The sequence below is a fragment of the Cyanobium sp. N5-Cardenillas genome (genome assembly GCF_024345515.1).
Taxonomy (GTDB): domain Bacteria; phylum Cyanobacteriota; class Cyanobacteriia; order PCC-6307; family Cyanobiaceae; genus Cyanobium.
The window spans coordinates 1-14,219 of the sequence record NZ_JAGQBG010000058.1; the positions used below are offsets into that span (position 1 = coordinate 1).

Sequence of the window (14,219 nt, forward strand, 5' to 3'; positions counted from 1 at the left end):
GGTGTTGTTGGGGACGATCTGGATCAGCCAGCTGCCCAGGTAGCCCGAAACCGGGATGTCGCCGGGGGCCTGGGCCAGGGCGTTGAACTGATACATGCCGGCGTTGAACGGGTTGAACACGTTCATGTAGACCCCGATGGTGTCCTTGTCGGAGACAGGGGTTTCCGGGAAGATGTCGATGGATCTGCCGTTGGCAGACACCTCGATCGTGGCCGGTATGGTCTCCAGGCAGCGGGTTCTCTTCAGCATCCCCCCTTCACTCATCCGGCAGAGCTTGACCTGCTTGGGATCGATGGTGGTGTCGAAGTGACTGGGAATGCTGATGCTCAACTTCAGAATCGCGGTCTTGCGGTCCTTCGGCCGCAGCATCAGGTAATACTCCGCCCGCTGCATGCGGGTGGTGTCGGTGGTGAAGAAATAAAGCTTGCGATAGTCCTTGTTGTTTTCCCAGCGGAATTCCATCAGCCCGGGCGTGCCCTGGGCGAGGGAAGGCGGGGTGGCGACAGGGGAGAGCACGGTGGCGGTGGCCACGGCCAACGCTCCGAGGCCCGCGGTGCCCAGACGGCCGATCAGGCCGAGGGGATGGGACCGCTCACGCGGAAAGGAGGGCATGGCTGGAAGCAACGTCATCAGCAAAGTCTCAACACGCCCATGGGCCTGCCGCGCCTTCAGTGGTCGGCGGGGGAGCTGGCTGGGGCCGAAGCCTCGCCGCGATCGGCCCGATCGGGCCTCAGCCGGGCGGCGTCCCGCAGGTAGGGATGCACCACCTCCCGACCGGGGTCCATCCAGGCGTGGGCCAGGAGCCGGATGCAGCGGGGCAGGTCTCCGGCCACCGCCATCTGCTGGCAGTCCAGCAGGGCGACCTGGCCCCAGTCGGCACGGCGCCGGGCGACCGCGGCCGGGAAGCAGGCGTCCAGGTCGGCGGTGACGGAGAACGTCACCGAGAGCAGCCGATCTCCCACCAGATCGTTGCGCTGCAGCAACTCCTCGATCAGTTCGGCCACGGCCTCCGCGATCGCGTCGCCGGTGTTGGCGCTGGCGGTGGTGGCTCCCCGCAGGGCCCTCAGCTCGAGACCAGACTTCATGACGTCAGGGGCGATGGAGCCAGAGGGGCTGGCCGTTCCAGGCCAGTTCCAGGCTCAGGGACTGGGACAGCTGCTGCAGCAGTGTGGCCCCCGGCAGCAGCCCCAGCAGCTTTCTGGGCGGCTTGCCGAAGGTGACGGCGCGGGTTTTTTCCGGATCCAGCCCCGCCAGCTCCGCCGCCAGCCGGCGGGCGCTCTCCTCGTCCCCGAGCACGTCCACCAGGCCCAGGGGCAGGGCCTGGGCGCCACTGAAGACCCGCCCGTCGGCGAAACCGCGCACCACCGCCTCCTCCAGGCCCCGCCCCGCAGCGACCGCGGCGACGAACTGGCCGTAGCTGGAATCGATCAGCTCCTGCAGCAGTTGGCGTTCCGCTTCGGAGAGGGCCCGGTCGGGCGAAAGGATGTCCTTGTAGAGGCCGCTCTTGACGGTTTCGAAGCGGATGCCGATCCGCTTCAGCAGCCGCGAGAGGTCATTGCCCCGCAGGATCACCCCGATCGAACCGGTGATGGTGCCGGGATTGGCGACGATCTTTTCCGCTGCCACCCCCACATAGACCCCGCCGGAGGCGGAGATGTTGCCGAAACTGGCCACCACCCGGCAGCCCTTCTCCCGCAGGCGCAGCAGGGCCGCATGGATCTCCTGGCTGTCGCCCACGGTGCCGCCGGGGCTGTCGATGCGGAGCAGCAGCGCGGGGCACTCCCGTTCCTGCACCTGCTCGATGGCCTTCAGCACCCGGACGCGGGTGCCCCCGGCGATCGGCCCTTCGATGGCGATGCGCGCCAGGGTTCGTCGGGACTTGCGGCGCCAGGGCCAGGGCATTGTGGAGATGCGCGGTGGCTGGATCTTAAAAAGAAGGCCTGGAGAGGCCTGCTCCCGCGCCGCCCACCCCTCCACCTCCACCGACGCCCCAGGCCGCACGCCCCATGCCCCGGACCCTGCGCTGGGTGTTGATGCTTCTGCCCTTCGCCCTGTGGGGCACGGCGATGGCGGCGATGAAGCCGTTGCTGCTGGGGGCTTCGCCGGCGATGCTGGCCAGCCTGCGGCTGCTGCCCGCCGGGCTGGTGCTGCTTCTGGCGGCCCGCCTGCTGGGGCGCTCCTGGCGCATCGATCCCGTGGATTGGCCCTGGCTGCTGCTGTTCGCCGCCGTCGACGGCAGCCTGTTCCAGGGATTGCTGGCCCGCGGGCTCGGCCAGACCGGGGCGGGTCTCGGTTCGGTGCTGATCGATTCCCAGCCCCTGCTGGTGGCCCTGCTGGCCCGCACCCTGTTCGGCGAAGCGATCAATCCGGTGGGCTGGCTGGGCCTGCTCATCGGCCTGCTCGGCATCCTCTGCCTGGGTCTGCCGGGGGAGGTGCTGCGCCACTGGTGGCTGCAGGGGCCCCCGGTCCTGCAGGGGCAGGCCTGGAGCCATGGCGAGGCCTGGATGCTGGGGGCGGCGGCGGCGATGGCGGTGGGCACGGTGCTCTGCCGCTACGCCACCCGCCGCAGCGACCCCGTCGCCATCACCGGCTGGCACATGCTGCTCGGGGGCATGCCCCTGGTGATGGTGGCCGGCGGCGAGTCCCTGCTGCGGCCCCAGGCCGTGGCGTTCTGGCCCCACTGGACCCTGGCCCAGTGGGGCCTGATGGCCTACGCGGCCCTGCTGGGCAGCGCCCTGGCCTATGGCCTGTTCTTCTGGTTCGCCAGCAGCGGTGATCTCACCGGTTTCACCGCCCTCACCTTCCTGACGCCGGTGTTCGCGGTGCTCTGCGGGGTGTGGCTGCTGGACGAGCGGCTGGGCCCCCTGCAGTGGCTGGGCGCGGTGCTCGCCCTGATCTCGGTGCTGCTGATCAACCAGCGCGGCCGGCTCTGGCAGCCGGGCGGCAGGTCGGAGGCGGCTGCGCCATGAGCCGCACGGTCCTTTTCGTTCACCAGAACTTTCCCGGCCAGTACCGCCACCTGGTGCCGGCCCTGCAGCGCCGCGGCGACCGGGTGGTGGCGATCGGTGGCCCCACCAGCCAGCCCCTGCCGGGCACCCCGCTGCACCGCTACGACCCGCTGCCGGCCGGTGGGGTGCCCCCCTGCCACCCCTGGGCGGCAGATTTCCAGACCAAGGTGCTGCGGGCCGAGGCGGTGGCCCGCTGCCTGGAGTCCCTGCTGCAGGCCGGCCTGCGGCCCGATCTGGTCATCGGCCATCCCGGCTGGGGGGAGCTGCTGGTGGTGAAGGACCTGCTGCCGGACGTCCCGGTCCTGCACCAGGTGGAGTTCATCTACCAGTTGCAGGGGGCGGATGCGGGGTTCGACCCGGAGTTCGCCGACGCCGACTGGCCCCCCCGGGCCCGCCTGCGCCTGCGGCGGGCCACCCAGCTCCTGGCCCTCCAAGATCTCGACTGGGGACTGGCCCCGACCCCCTGGCAGGCCAGCACCGTGCCGGCCCCGTACCGCCAGCGGCTGAGCGTGATCCATGAGGGCATCGACACCGCCGCCATCGCCCCGCAGGGGGCGGCCCGGCTGCACCTGCAGCGCGCCGGCCTGAGCTTCGGGCCCGGTGATGAATTGGTGAGCTTCGTGGCCCGCAACCTGGAGCCCTACCGCGGCTTTCACACCTTCATGCGCATGCTGCCCCGGCTGCAGCGGCTCAGGCCGGGGGCTCAGGTGGTGATCGTGGGCGGCGATGGGGTGAGCTACGGAGCCGCGCCCCCGGTGGTGGCAGCTGGAAAGAGGCGATGCTGCGGGAGCTGGGCGATGACCTCGATCGCCGACGGGTCCACTTCGTCGGCCGCGTGCCGCACCCGGTGCTGCATGAGCTGTTCCGGGTCACGGCCTGCCACGGGCATCTCACCGTCCCCTTCGTGCTCAGCTGGAGCCTGCTCGAGGCGATGAGCTGCGGTGCCCTGGTGATCGGCTCGGCCACGGCCCCGGTGCAGGACTTGATCGTGGATGGCCATGACGGGCTGCGGCGAGAAGCCCGCCGGACCGTCGTGGAGCGGTTCGATCTGGCCAGGGTGTGCCTGCCCCAGCAGCTTGAACTTGTCGACCGGCTGCTGGCCTGACGGGCGACACAGGATCGGAAGGCTGGGGAGCGATAGGTTCCCTCCGATTCGCCCCGCCGGTTTGCCCGCCCTGCCCCGCCCCCAGCGCCGCCGGTTGCTGCTGATCACCCTGCTGCTCGGCTTGGTGCTCTACGCCTGGCAACTGGGCAGCACGGGCCTGGTGGATGAAACGCCGCCCCTGTTCGCGGCCTCGGCGCGGGCCATGGCGGAAACGGGCGACTGGCTCATCCCCCGGGTCAACGGCCTGCCCCGCTACGACAAGCCGCCCCTGGTGTATTGGCTGATGGGGCTCGTCTACGCCCTGCCCGGCCAGCAGCAGTGGAATCCCCTGGGCATGTGGGCCGCCGGCTTTCCCTCCGCCCTGGCCGCCATCGGCGTGATGCTCGCCCTGGCCGACACCCTGCTGCGCTGGCCCCAGCCCCCCTTCGCCGGCCGGGTACCGGGCGCCGTGGCCCTGCGTCCGGGCCTGACGGCCCTCAGCGCCGCCCTGGCCTTCGGCCTCTCCCCCCTGGCCCTGGCCTGGGGACGCACGGCCGTCAGTGATTCCCTGTTCAGCGGCCTGGTGGCCCTGGCGCTGCTGCTCTGCTGGCAGGCCTATGCCGACCCGGCACGGCCCTGGTGGTTGCCGTGGCCCGTGCTGGGGCTGGCTGTGCTGACCAAGGGACCGGTGGCGGTGGTGTTGCTGGGTCTCACCCTGCTGCTGTTCGGATGGCTGCAGGCCGACATCGGCGGGCTCTGGCGGCGGCTGCGGCCGCTGCGGGGCCTGGCGCTCACGGCCCTGGTGGCGCTGCCCTGGTATCTCCTGGCGCTCCACAGCGAAGGTCGACCCTTCTGGGACAGCTTCTTCGGCTACCACAACCTGCAGCGGTTCACCGAGGTGGTGAACCGACACCTGCAGCCCTGGTGGTTCTTTCTGCCGGTGATGCTGGTGGCCAGCCTGCCGGTGTCGCCGCTGCTGCTGGTGGGGCTGGCCCGGGCCATCGGCCCGCTGCGACGCTCCTGGTGCCCCACCCTGCCGCTGCCGCCCGCCGCCTCCCTGGCCCGCTTTGCCGCCTGCTGGCTGCTGGCGGTGCTGCTGTTCTTCACCGCCGCCGCCACCAAGCTGCCGAGCTACTGGTTGCCGGCCACGCCCGCCGCTGCACTGCTGGTTGCCCTGGCGGCCCAGACCGGCTGGTCCGGCCATGGGGGTCGCCCCTGGGAGCGCTGGGCCTGGGGCCTCAGCCTGCTGCTGGTGGCGGGCCTGGGGGTGGGTTTTCTGCTGGCCCGCTTGTGGCTGCCCCTGATCATCGATCCTGAGATGCCCACCCTGGCAGTGGAACTCGAGGGCAGTCCCCTGGTCGCCCTGGTGGCCGCCTGCTGGCTGCTGGCGGCCCTGCTGGGCTGGCTCTGCCGCCGCCGGCGCCCCCCCCTGCGACTGCTCGCCCTGCAGTTGCCGCTGGTGCTGTTCGTCCCCACGGCCCTGCTGCCCCTGTGGAGCGTGGGAGATCGCCTGCGGGGCGGGCCCGTGCGCCAGATGGCGGCGGCCCTGCAGCGCGAGGGCCGTCCCGGCGAGCCCGTGGCGATGGTGGGCGTCCTCAAACCCTCGCTTCACTACTACAGCCGGCGGGTGGTGATCTACGAGGGCATCGGCGTCGAGGGACCCATCAACCTGGCGGATCGGCTGCGCCGGGAGCGCCGGGCGGGCCAGCAGCCCAGCACACCGGACGCCCAGCCCACGGTCCTGGTGGTCATCGACCAGACCACCGCCGGCGCCCCCTTCTGGCGCCACCTGGGGGCCACTGAGATCGCCAGTGCGGGGGTGTATCGACTCTGGCGCCTCGACCGCCGCCGCCTGGAGGCGTCGGTGGACCATCTACGGCGGAACGGCTTTGTTCCCGACTGGCAGGCGCCCCGGCCGGAGCGTTATTGAGCCCCCGGCAGGTGGATGTGGAAGCGGCTGCCAACCGCGATCTCGCTCTCGACGTCGATCGAGCCCCCCATCGCCTCCACCAGCAGCGTCACCACCGACAGGCCCAGTCCCGAGCCCCGCTCATGTTCGATGGCGTTGCGGCCGCGGTGGAAGCGGTCGAACACCTTGGGGATGTCCTCGGGGGCAATGCCGATGCCCTGGTCCCGGACACTGATGCATAGCGAGCCGGCCTCCTGGGACAGGTCGATGTTGATCGGACGGCCCGGAGGCGAGTACTTGTCGGCGTTCTCGATCAGGTTGAGCAGCACCTGCTGCAGGCGGTCGGTTTCGGCCACCGCCGTGATCGGCCCCTCGGCGGCCTCCTCGGGCAGGGTGAGGAGCAGGGGGCGGGACAGCTGGCTGCGGGCGAGGTCGCAGGCGGTGGTCAGCACCTCATCCACCGCCCCCGGCGACAGCACCATCTGCAACTGGCCGGATTCGCTGCGGGAGAGGTCCAGCAGGTCGTTGAGCATGCGGGTGATGCGGTGGGTCTCGGCCTCGGTGGTGGCCAGGGCACGCATCTGCTCCGGATCCAGGTTCTGACCGCGGCGCTGCAGGCGGCGCAGGTAGCCGCCGATGATCATCAGCGGGTTGCGTAATTCGTGGGACACCAGCCCAACGAACTGGCGCTGCTGGCTCCAGGCCAGGGCCAGTCGGTCCAGGAGCCCATTGAAGGATCCCGCCAGCTCTGCCACCTCCAGGGGGGCCCGATCGAGTTTGAGGTGGCTGCTGGCCAGACTTTCGGAGGTGACGCCGGCCGCCATGCGATTCAAATCCTGCAGGGGCCGGATGATGCGTCGCGTCAGGATCGAGATCGCGACCAGGGTGAGCACCAGGGACAGGATCCAGACCCCGGCGAGCCCCAGCAGCATGCTGTGGAGGCTGGCGACATCGGCGCTGATGTCCTCGGCGACCCAGAGCTCGCTGCCACCGGGTGAACGGTGCAGGGGATAGGTGAGATAGCTGTGGCCCTGCGTGTCCTTCACCAGGCGGCGATCCGTGCCGATCAGCAGGGGGGTGAAGGATCGGACCGACCAGGCGCTGTTGTGCTCTGCCATGGCCTGTCCGACCAGGCCGGAAAGGGCCACGACCTGGGCGGCGACAGACCTGGGCAGCCACAGGGAACCATCCCCATGCCGCACCCAGAAGAAACGCTCCCGGCGACTGTGGCGCTCCAGCTCCCCGCGCAGCTGGGCAGAGTGGTCGGGGGACGGATCGCCGACCAGCTGATCCAGTGCATGGGCCAGGGAGCCCGCCGCGAGCCGCGGCCCATCGTGCTGGTGATGCAGCAGACAGTCCCGATTGATGATGAGGGTGAAGGCGGAGGCGGCGGTGAACCCCAGGAACACCGATGCAAAGGCCGCCAGCCTGAGCTGGCTGAGCAGGCTGCCGAACAGGCGTGGCCGCCAGCCACCCGGAGGCGACCCAGCCTGGGGGGGGACGGGTGGCTGGGTCGTCACAGCGAGCTGTTCCCGGTCCTCCTGGGCAGGAGGCGCTCCAGCAGCTCGGGGAGTCGGTCGAGCAGTTCGTGCTTGAGAATGTAAGCGTCGGCGCCGGCCTCCTGGGCCTGGCGGCGCCGTTCGGGATCGTTCAAGGAGGTGAAGATCACCACCGGCACGGTGAAGCCGTGGGCGCGCAGATCACGCAGGCATTCGATGCCATCGCAATCGGGCATCTGCACGTCCAGGAAGACGAGGTCGATCCCCCCTTCACCCAGCATCTCCTCAAGGGCGAGGCCGTTGGTGAGGGAGCGGACCTCGCAGCCGGAGTCCGCCAGCTCAGCGGCCACCATGGCTCGGATGTGGGGATCATCGTCCACGATCGAGACGGTGGGTCGTCCGGTCGTGGGCCGTTCAGGGCAGGTCATGACCTGGGTGGCGATGGGGACGATCGCCCGCTGTGCCAAACGTCCCTGAAGGCGAAGGGGTGAGTTCATGGAGCCTGGAAACGTGCTTCATCTTGGCGTGATCCGAGCCAATCGGCAGGGATGAGATGTGGCTGAGAAAACGCGGATCATGCCGCCACCGGTTGGGGGCAGAGTTCCTGATAAAGCTTCTCCAGGGCGTCGATGTTGCCGGTCAGGGTGTAGCGCTCCAGGGCTCTGTTGCGGGCCCTGCGGCCGAGTTCCGCCGTCAGCACCGGTTGGTCCCGCAGCACCGGCAGCAGGGTGCGCAGCTGGGTGGTGACGCCCTGGGTGCTGATCACGATGCCCGCACCGCCCTCCAGCACCTCCCCATCGGCGCCGGCATCGGTGGCCACACAGGCGGTGCCGCAGGCCATGGCCTCCAGCAGGGCCAGGGAGAGCCCCTCCACGAGCGACGGCAGCAGGAACACCTCCGCCAGCTGCAGCAGGGCCACCCGCCGGGCCCGGCTGGCCTCGTAGCCCCACCAGATCACATCGGCTTCCGTTCCGTTCTGCAGGGAGGAGCGCAGGGGGCCGTCCCCCACGATCACGAGCACGCAGCCGTGGGGGCGCACCAGGCGCCAGGCCTTCAGCAGGGCCTCGACGTTCTTTTCGGTGGCCACCCGGCCCATGTAGAGGAACACGCGTCGGCCGCCCACCTTCAGCCGCAGCTGGGCCAGGTCGGGGTCACTGCCCGGGGCTGCCGGCGCCCAGGTGTCGGTGTCCACCCCGTTCGGAATCACCGCCAGCCGCTCCCGACGCACCCCCAGGCGCACCAGCACATCGGCCTGCAGCTCGGAGAACACGATCACCCGATCGAACTTCGCCAGGGAGGGGGCGTAGAGCTGGTAGGTGAGCTGCTGGGTGCCGGCGGTGAGGTTGCGCAGCCCGGCGTCAAAGGGGGGATGGAAGGTCGCCACCAATGGCAGCCCCAGCTGCTGACAGAGGTCGGGCAGACGGAAATCGAGGGGGGAGAGGGTGAGGCTGGCGTGCACCAGATCGGGCCGCTGCCGCTCCAGGGATTCCCGCAACTCCCTCTGGGCGCCAGGGGAGGGGATCGTGTACACCTGCGACTTCACCAGGTAGGGCAGGGCCACCTCGGGGTTCTCATCCGGCCGCCCGAGCACGCTCAGCTCACTGGCCCCGGCTTCCGGCCGGCCCAGGGAGGGTGTGGGCGTGTCGAAGTGGATGAAGCTCACCGAGTGGCCGCGCTGCCGGAGGGCTTCGGTGGTGCTCAGGCCGTAGGTGACGTTGCCGCAGAACGGGGATTTCTTGCCCAACCAGGCAATGTGCATCACCTGTATGGCATCACGCAACAGCGGAATTTAGCAGCGCCCGGCCTGCCTTCAGCTGCTGCGCCAGGGGCGTTCACTCAGGGCGGCGATGGCGGCGATCGCCGCCAGTCCCCACAGCACGGGCAGCAGCCCGTAGCGACTCACCACGGTGCCCGCCAGCACAAGGGGCAGGCTGAGGGCGATGTTGATCAGGTTGTTCTGCAGGCCGAACACCCGGCCCCGCTGGTTTTCCGGGGTGTCCTCCTGGATCGTGGTCTGGGCGGGGATCGCCAGCAGGGCCGCGCCCACCCCCAGCAGGCCGCAGAGCAGCAGGGTGAACACCAGGTTGCCGCGCAGCTGGCCCAGCAGGACCAGGCACCAGGCGATGGTTCCCAGACCCGCACTGGCCAGTCCACGCCGGCTGAAGCGTTCGCCCAGCTGGGCCATCGCCAGGGCCCCCACGGCCAGTCCCAGGCCGCTCATCGCCAGCAGCACCCCGAAGCGGGTGGGACCGAGCCCGCCGATCGCGGCCGCCAGGCTGATCGCCAGCACATACAGGGCGGCCAGCAGGCTGTAGAGCAGCACCAGCTGGATCATGGCGCTGCGCACCTTGGGTCGCTCCCGCAGCACCTGCACCCCTTCGCCGATCTCCTCCCAGACGGAGATGGAGCGGGGCTCCCGCGGCGGTTCAGAAATCTCGATGCCGGCGATGGCCACGGCCGCGGCGCCGTAGCAGAGCGGCAGCAGCACGAATTCTCCGCCCGGGATGCCCACCTGGGCCAGCAGGGTGCGCAGCAGGCGGAGGATCGGGTCACCGAGGGCGAAACCGACGATGGTGGCGGCCATGCTGGTGGCCTGGTAGACCGAATTGGCGGCGAGCAGCTGGGGATAGCTCACCAGCAGGGGGATGGCCGCCTGCTCGGCCGGCGCGAAGAACTGGGTGAGCACCGACTCGAAGAACGTCATCGCCACCAGGGCCCAGTAGCCCCAGCTGAGCCCCAGCCACATCGGCCCCGGCAGCAGGCACAGGGGGGCCAGCATCACCAGGGCGGCCCGCAGGCCATTGGAGGCCACCATCACGGTGCGCTTCGGCCAGCGGTCGGCCCAGACCCCTGCCACCGTCCCGAGCAGCATCGCCGGCACGGTGTTGGCCACGTAGATGCCGGTGGCCAGCAGGGTGATCATCTGGGCCCGGGTCTCGAAGCTCATCCGGAAGGCCGCGGCCGCCTCGGCGAGGGCCGCGTTGCTCTGCGGCGTGTCCGTCACCCAGTACTGGGCGATCAGGAACACCATCAGCACGATGTAGAACTTGTCCGCCAGCTGGGAGAACACCTGGCCGATCCAGAGCCGCCGGAACCCCGGCAGGGCCAGGACTCCGGCCAGTCCCCGCTCGGTCTTGCCGCTCGGGCTCATGCTGGCTCGGACGGTTGGGAGGGCATGGAGTCGCAGGCGGTCCGCAGCAGTCTGAAGGCTCGGGGTCTCTGACCGAGATGCTCCCCGCACCAGGACTCCACCAGATCCAGCAGGTGCAGCCACACCACCTCCGGCCCCATCAGCTGGCCGTCGCGGCGACGGGGCGGGGCGGGCCGCGTCAACCGCTGCAGCAGGGCCAGCTCCGAGGCGTTGAGCATCACCCGGGCTCCAGGGATCGCGCCGATCGCCAGTCCTTCGCTGGGCAGCAGGCTGCAGCGCCAGGCCCAGTCACCGATCGGCGGCAGCAGCGGAGCGCCGCTGCGGACGCAGTGCTGCAGGGGCAGGGCGAAGCCCCCCAGGGCCAGCAGGTGGACGCTCCCCTGCACCGCCACCGCCAGGGCCTCCACCCGTTCGGCGCGGTCCGTCACCACCGCCTCAAGGCGCCCCAGCTGCAGCAGCAGGTCGGCGAGCATGCCCGGGGCGGGAGCCTCCGTGGGCACAAGCTTCAGGCAGAGTTCGGCCAGGGCCTGGGCGGTGGTCAGAGTCTCCAGCCGCTGGGCCAGGCCGCTGTAGTTGCGCAGCACCCGCAGCTGGCGCACCCGCCGCAGGCCGCTTCCGCCCCCCACCTGAAGGAACAGGTGGGCCAGGGGCACCGCCGCCGCCAGGCTGCTTTTCGGCCGGCGTGCCCCCGGCACCGCCAGCCGGGTGAGGCCTTCGGCCTCGCTGAGCAGGGTGAGCAGCCGGTCGTGTTCGCCCAGGGGTCGACAGGTGAGCGCCAGGCCCTCGAGGTGGCGTTCAGGCACCGGCGCGCAGGGCCTGCATCAGGGCCACGCCGCGGCTGGTGCCCAGCCGGCTGGCCCCGGCCGCCACCAGGGCGAGCGCCTGTTCCAGATCGGCGATGCCGCCGGAGGCCTTCACCGCGGCGCGGCCCCGGGCCAGGGCCGTCAGCTGGCCCACCTGCTCCGGGGTCACCAGAGGGCCGAAACCGCTGCCTGTCTTGAGGTAGCGCACGCCGGCATCGATGCTGATCTCCACCAGCAGGGCCAGGGTCTCGGGGTCGAGCCGGCCCACCTCCAAGATCACCTTCACCGGCAGGCCCAGATCGGTAATGGCCGCCAGGTCGTCGAGCACGGCGGTGCCGTCGCCATCGGCGAGGGCGCCGAAATCCGGCACCACGTCCAGTTCGTCGGCACCGGCGGCGGCGGCCCACTCCGCCTCGGCCCGTTTGATCGCCGCGGGAATGGCTCCGAAGGGAAATCCCACCACGGCGATCAGTTTCACCGCCCCATCCACCGGCAGCCGCTCGCGGGCCAGGGGCAGCCAGCGCGAGGCCAGGCACACCCCGGCGAAGCCGAAGTGGCGGGCCTCATCGCAGCAGCGCAGGATCGCCTCCTGGTCCCGGTGCGGATCCAGGAGGGCGTGGTCGATCAGGGGGGCGAGATCGGGCCGTTCGGTGTCCCGCTCAGGTGTCACGGGCCTGGATGACGCCGAATCCACCGTGGTTGCGTCGGTAGACCACCTGGATCTGGCCCGTGCCCGAATCGCGGAACATGTAGAAGTCGTGGTCGATCAGATCCAGCTGGTGCAGGGCCTCCTCCAGCTCCATCGCCGGCATGGCGAAATACTTGCGGCGCACGCCGCGGTGCGGAACGGCGGGCTCAAGGCCATCGGTGAGTGAGTCCCCGGGGTTGGGCAGGGTGGCGGCTCCGGCCTCCTCGGCGGCGGCCGAGCGGTGCACCGGTCCCTGGGTGCGCTCCTGCAGACGGTCCTTGTAGCGGGTCAGCTGGCGGCTCAGCTTGGTGGCCACCATGTCGATGCTGGCGTAGAGGTTCTCGCTGCGTTCCTGGGCCCGGATCACCACGCCGTTGGCGAACACGGTGACCTCGGCCGTCTGCTGGGGAACCCTGGGGTTGCGGGCCACCGACAGATGCACGTCGGCTTCCTTGACGATGCCATCGAAGTGGCTGATGGCGCGGTTGAGCTTGGTTTCGGTGTACTCCCTGATCGCTGGTGTGACGTCGAGGTTGCGGCCGTGGATCAGCAGTTTCATTCGGGTGCGCTCCTCCAGAGGAATTCTGGCTCTGGGGCATCCCCAGGCTAGGAACACAGGTGCATGGCCCCCAACACTCCCGCAATTCTTTTTGAAGCCCAGGGCCCGGTGCCGTTCCCGCTGGCCTGGGACTGGCAGCGCCGTCTGCAGCGGCGCCGGCTCGACGACCCCGCCGCCCCCGATGCCCTGCTGCTGCTGCAGCACACCCCCTGCTACACCCTGGGCCGGGGGGCGAGCCTGTCCCACCTCGGCTTCGACCCCGACCACCCGCCCCTGCCCCTCTACCGCATCGACCGGGGCGGGGAAGTCACCCACCACGGGCCCGGCCAGCTGGTGCTCTATCCGGTGCTCGACCTCCAGCGCCACGGCGCTGACCTGCACCTCTACCTGCGGGCCCTCGAGGACGTGGTGCTGGCCGTGCTGCAGGAGCTGGGACTGGAGGGGGAACGCCTCGAGGGCCTCACCGGGGTGTGGCGCGAGGGGCGCAAGCTGGCGGCGATCGGTGTGGGGGCCCGGCGCTGGATCAGCCAGCACGGCCTGGCCCTGAACGTGAACGGCTCCCTGGAGGGCTTCGAAGCGATCGTTCCCTGCGGTCTGGCCGACCGGCCGGTGGGACGGCTGGCGGACTGGCGGCCCGACCTCACCCCGGAGCAGGTGGCGCCGCTGCTGCTGGCCGCCTTCGCCCGCCGCTTCGGCCTGACCCTGCGGCCCCCCGGGCCGGAGGAAGGACTGGGAGAATCCTGACCATTCGTCGCGCTGCGCCGGCCGCCCATGAACGCCAGAGCCGAGATCCACTGGCGCGGCTGCGCCCAGGACCGCCGTGCCCTTGCCAGCCGCCGCGACTGGAGCCAGCTCGAGGGGCTCGAGGGCCTCTGGCCGGAACTGGAGCGCCTGTATGGCTCCCAGGTGGCGCTGGATGCGCCCCATGGCCGCCACCCGGAGACGCTGCGGTTCGATGAACTGCGCCAGGCGATCGACCGGGCCGCGGCGGCCTTCGCCGATCTGGGGGTGGCCGGTGGCGACGTGGTGGCCCTGTTCGCTGAAAACGGTCCCCGCTGGCTGGTGGCCGACCAGGGGCTGATGCGGGCCGGTGCGGCTGATGCGGTGCGTGGCAGTGCGGCGCCGGCCGAGGAGCTGCGCTACATCCTCGAGGACGCCGGCGCCGTGGGGGCGGTGCTCGAGTCGGCCGCCCTGCTGGAGCGGCTGGCCCTCGACGGGACGGCCCTGCAGCGTCTGCGTTTCGTCGTGCTGCTGGAGGGCGAGGCCCCGCCCGTGCCCCTGCCGCTGCCTTGCCTCACCTGGGACGACCTGCTGAAGCGCGGCGCCGCCAGCCCCCTGCCGCCGGTCCCCACGGGAGGGACCGGGCGGCTGGCCACCCTGCTGTACACCTCCGGCACCACGGGCCAGCCCAAGGGGGTGCCCCTCAGCCACGCCAACCTGCTGCACCAGCTGGGCACGCTGGGGGTGGCGGTGTCGCCGAGTCCGGGGGATCACGTGCTCTCGGTGCTGCCGATCTGG

Annotated in this window: 15 protein-coding genes and 1 pseudogene; 6 read left to right on the top strand and 10 right to left on the bottom strand. The window is 70.7% G+C overall.

The window, feature by feature from the left end:
* The 3 genes from KBZ04_RS06595 to sppA all read right to left on the bottom strand — a co-directional run.
* A partial coding sequence (locus tag KBZ04_RS06595; protein WP_254991147.1) for a DUF2808 domain-containing protein occupies positions 1-612 on the bottom strand: 612 nt, incomplete at its 3' end.
* 56 nt (positions 613-668) lie between these two features.
* Entirely contained in the window at positions 669-1,085 is a 417-nt protein-coding gene (aroH, locus tag KBZ04_RS06600; protein WP_254991148.1) for a chorismate mutase, read from the bottom strand.
* A 4-nt stretch (positions 1,086-1,089) separates the two neighbouring features.
* Positions 1,090-1,902 (bottom strand): signal peptide peptidase SppA, encoded by an 813-nt coding sequence (gene sppA / locus KBZ04_RS06605; RefSeq protein WP_254991149.1) that lies wholly within the window; start codon positions 1,900-1,902, stop codon positions 1,090-1,092.
* A gap of 104 nt (positions 1,903-2,006) precedes the next feature.
* Here sppA and KBZ04_RS06610 point away from each other — a divergent pair, with 104 nt between their 5' ends.
* From KBZ04_RS06610 to KBZ04_RS06625, 4 genes and pseudogenes are all read left to right on the top strand, one after another.
* Positions 2,007-2,969: a DMT family transporter gene (locus KBZ04_RS06610; protein ID WP_254991150.1), complete on the top strand. Its 963-nt coding sequence runs from the start codon at positions 2,007-2,009 to the stop codon at positions 2,967-2,969.
* Positions 2,966-3,487, top strand: a pseudogene (locus tag KBZ04_RS14345) (glycosyl transferase family 1); the annotation flags it as partial. The gene KBZ04_RS06610 and the pseudogene KBZ04_RS14345, both read left to right, overlap by 4 nt.
* A gap of 299 nt (positions 3,488-3,786) precedes the next feature.
* Positions 3,787-4,113 (top strand): hypothetical protein, encoded by a 327-nt coding sequence (locus tag KBZ04_RS14350; protein ID WP_409995940.1) that lies wholly within the window; start codon positions 3,787-3,789, stop codon positions 4,111-4,113.
* A gap of 61 nt (positions 4,114-4,174) precedes the next feature.
* On the top strand, positions 4,175-6,022 hold the full coding sequence (locus tag KBZ04_RS06625; RefSeq protein ID WP_254991154.1) for an ArnT family glycosyltransferase: 1,848 nt from the start codon (positions 4,175-4,177) through the stop codon (positions 6,020-6,022).
* On the opposite strand, the gene KBZ04_RS14270 is transcribed toward KBZ04_RS06625, so the two are convergent.
* From KBZ04_RS14270 to hpf, 7 genes are all read right to left on the bottom strand, one after another.
* Positions 6,016-7,521, bottom strand: coding sequence for a sensor histidine kinase (locus KBZ04_RS14270; RefSeq protein ID WP_254991155.1), 1,506 nt, complete (start codon positions 7,519-7,521; stop codon positions 6,016-6,018). The genes KBZ04_RS06625 and KBZ04_RS14270 overlap by 7 nt on opposite strands.
* The gene (locus KBZ04_RS06635; RefSeq protein WP_254991156.1) at positions 7,518-7,997 is read right to left on the bottom strand and encodes a response regulator transcription factor; all 480 of its coding nucleotides are present in this window, start codon (positions 7,995-7,997) and stop codon (positions 7,518-7,520) included. The genes KBZ04_RS14270 and KBZ04_RS06635 overlap by 4 nt, the downstream gene beginning before the upstream one ends.
* Positions 7,998-8,074: 77 nt before the next feature.
* Positions 8,075-9,262 (bottom strand): glycosyltransferase family 4 protein, encoded by a 1,188-nt coding sequence (locus tag KBZ04_RS06640; RefSeq protein WP_254991164.1) that lies wholly within the window; start codon positions 9,260-9,262, stop codon positions 8,075-8,077.
* A 48-nt stretch (positions 9,263-9,310) separates the two neighbouring features.
* Complete coding sequence (locus tag KBZ04_RS06645) at positions 9,311-10,651, bottom strand: MFS transporter (protein WP_254991157.1); 1,341 nt, start codon at positions 10,649-10,651, stop codon at positions 9,311-9,313.
* Positions 10,648-11,454: a DNA repair protein RecO gene (gene recO / locus KBZ04_RS06650; protein WP_254991158.1), complete on the bottom strand. Its 807-nt coding sequence runs from the start codon at positions 11,452-11,454 to the stop codon at positions 10,648-10,650. The genes KBZ04_RS06645 and recO overlap by 4 nt, the downstream gene beginning before the upstream one ends.
* The gene (deoC, locus tag KBZ04_RS06655) at positions 11,447-12,124 is read right to left on the bottom strand and encodes a deoxyribose-phosphate aldolase (RefSeq protein WP_254991160.1); all 678 of its coding nucleotides are present in this window, start codon (positions 12,122-12,124) and stop codon (positions 11,447-11,449) included. The genes recO and deoC overlap by 8 nt, the downstream gene beginning before the upstream one ends.
* Positions 12,114-12,701 carry a ribosome hibernation-promoting factor, HPF/YfiA family gene (gene hpf / locus KBZ04_RS06660; RefSeq protein ID WP_254991161.1) on the bottom strand — a complete coding sequence of 196 codons (588 nt, stop codon included), beginning with the start codon at positions 12,699-12,701 and terminating at the stop codon, positions 12,114-12,116. The genes deoC and hpf overlap by 11 nt, the downstream gene beginning before the upstream one ends.
* Before the next feature lie 63 nt (positions 12,702-12,764).
* Between hpf and lipB the strand changes: the two genes are divergently transcribed.
* Positions 12,765-13,445 (top strand): lipoyl(octanoyl) transferase LipB, encoded by a 681-nt coding sequence (lipB, locus tag KBZ04_RS06665; RefSeq protein WP_254991162.1) that lies wholly within the window; start codon positions 12,765-12,767, stop codon positions 13,443-13,445.
* Positions 13,446-13,472: 27 nt separating this feature from the next.
* On the top strand, positions 13,473-14,219 hold a 747-nt coding region (locus KBZ04_RS06670; RefSeq protein WP_254991163.1), incomplete at its 3' end, for an AMP-binding protein.

Bases quoted from the DNA above. Each gene is read 5' to 3' on its own strand.
- KBZ04_RS14350 (WP_409995940.1), top strand. From the start codon at position 3,787: ATGCTGCGGGAGCTGGGCGATGACCTCGATCGCCGACGGGTCCACTTC.
- KBZ04_RS06645 (WP_254991157.1), bottom strand. From the start codon at position 10,651: ATGAGCCCGAGCGGCAAGACCGAGCGGGGACTGGCCGGAGTCCTGGCC.
- KBZ04_RS06610 (WP_254991150.1), top strand. From the start codon at position 2,007: ATGCCCCGGACCCTGCGCTGGGTGTTGATGCTTCTGCCCTTCGCCCTG.
- sppA (WP_254991149.1), bottom strand. From the start codon at position 1,902: ATGCCCTGGCCCTGGCGCCGCAAGTCCCGACGAACCCTGGCGCGCATC.
- KBZ04_RS06635 (WP_254991156.1), bottom strand. From the start codon at position 7,997: ATGAACTCACCCCTTCGCCTTCAGGGACGTTTGGCACAGCGGGCGATC.
- lipB (WP_254991162.1), top strand. From the start codon at position 12,765: ATGGCCCCCAACACTCCCGCAATTCTTTTTGAAGCCCAGGGCCCGGTG.
- aroH (WP_254991148.1), bottom strand. From the start codon at position 1,085: ATGAAGTCTGGTCTCGAGCTGAGGGCCCTGCGGGGAGCCACCACCGCC.
- hpf (WP_254991161.1), bottom strand. From the start codon at position 12,701: ATGAAACTGCTGATCCACGGCCGCAACCTCGACGTCACACCAGCGATC.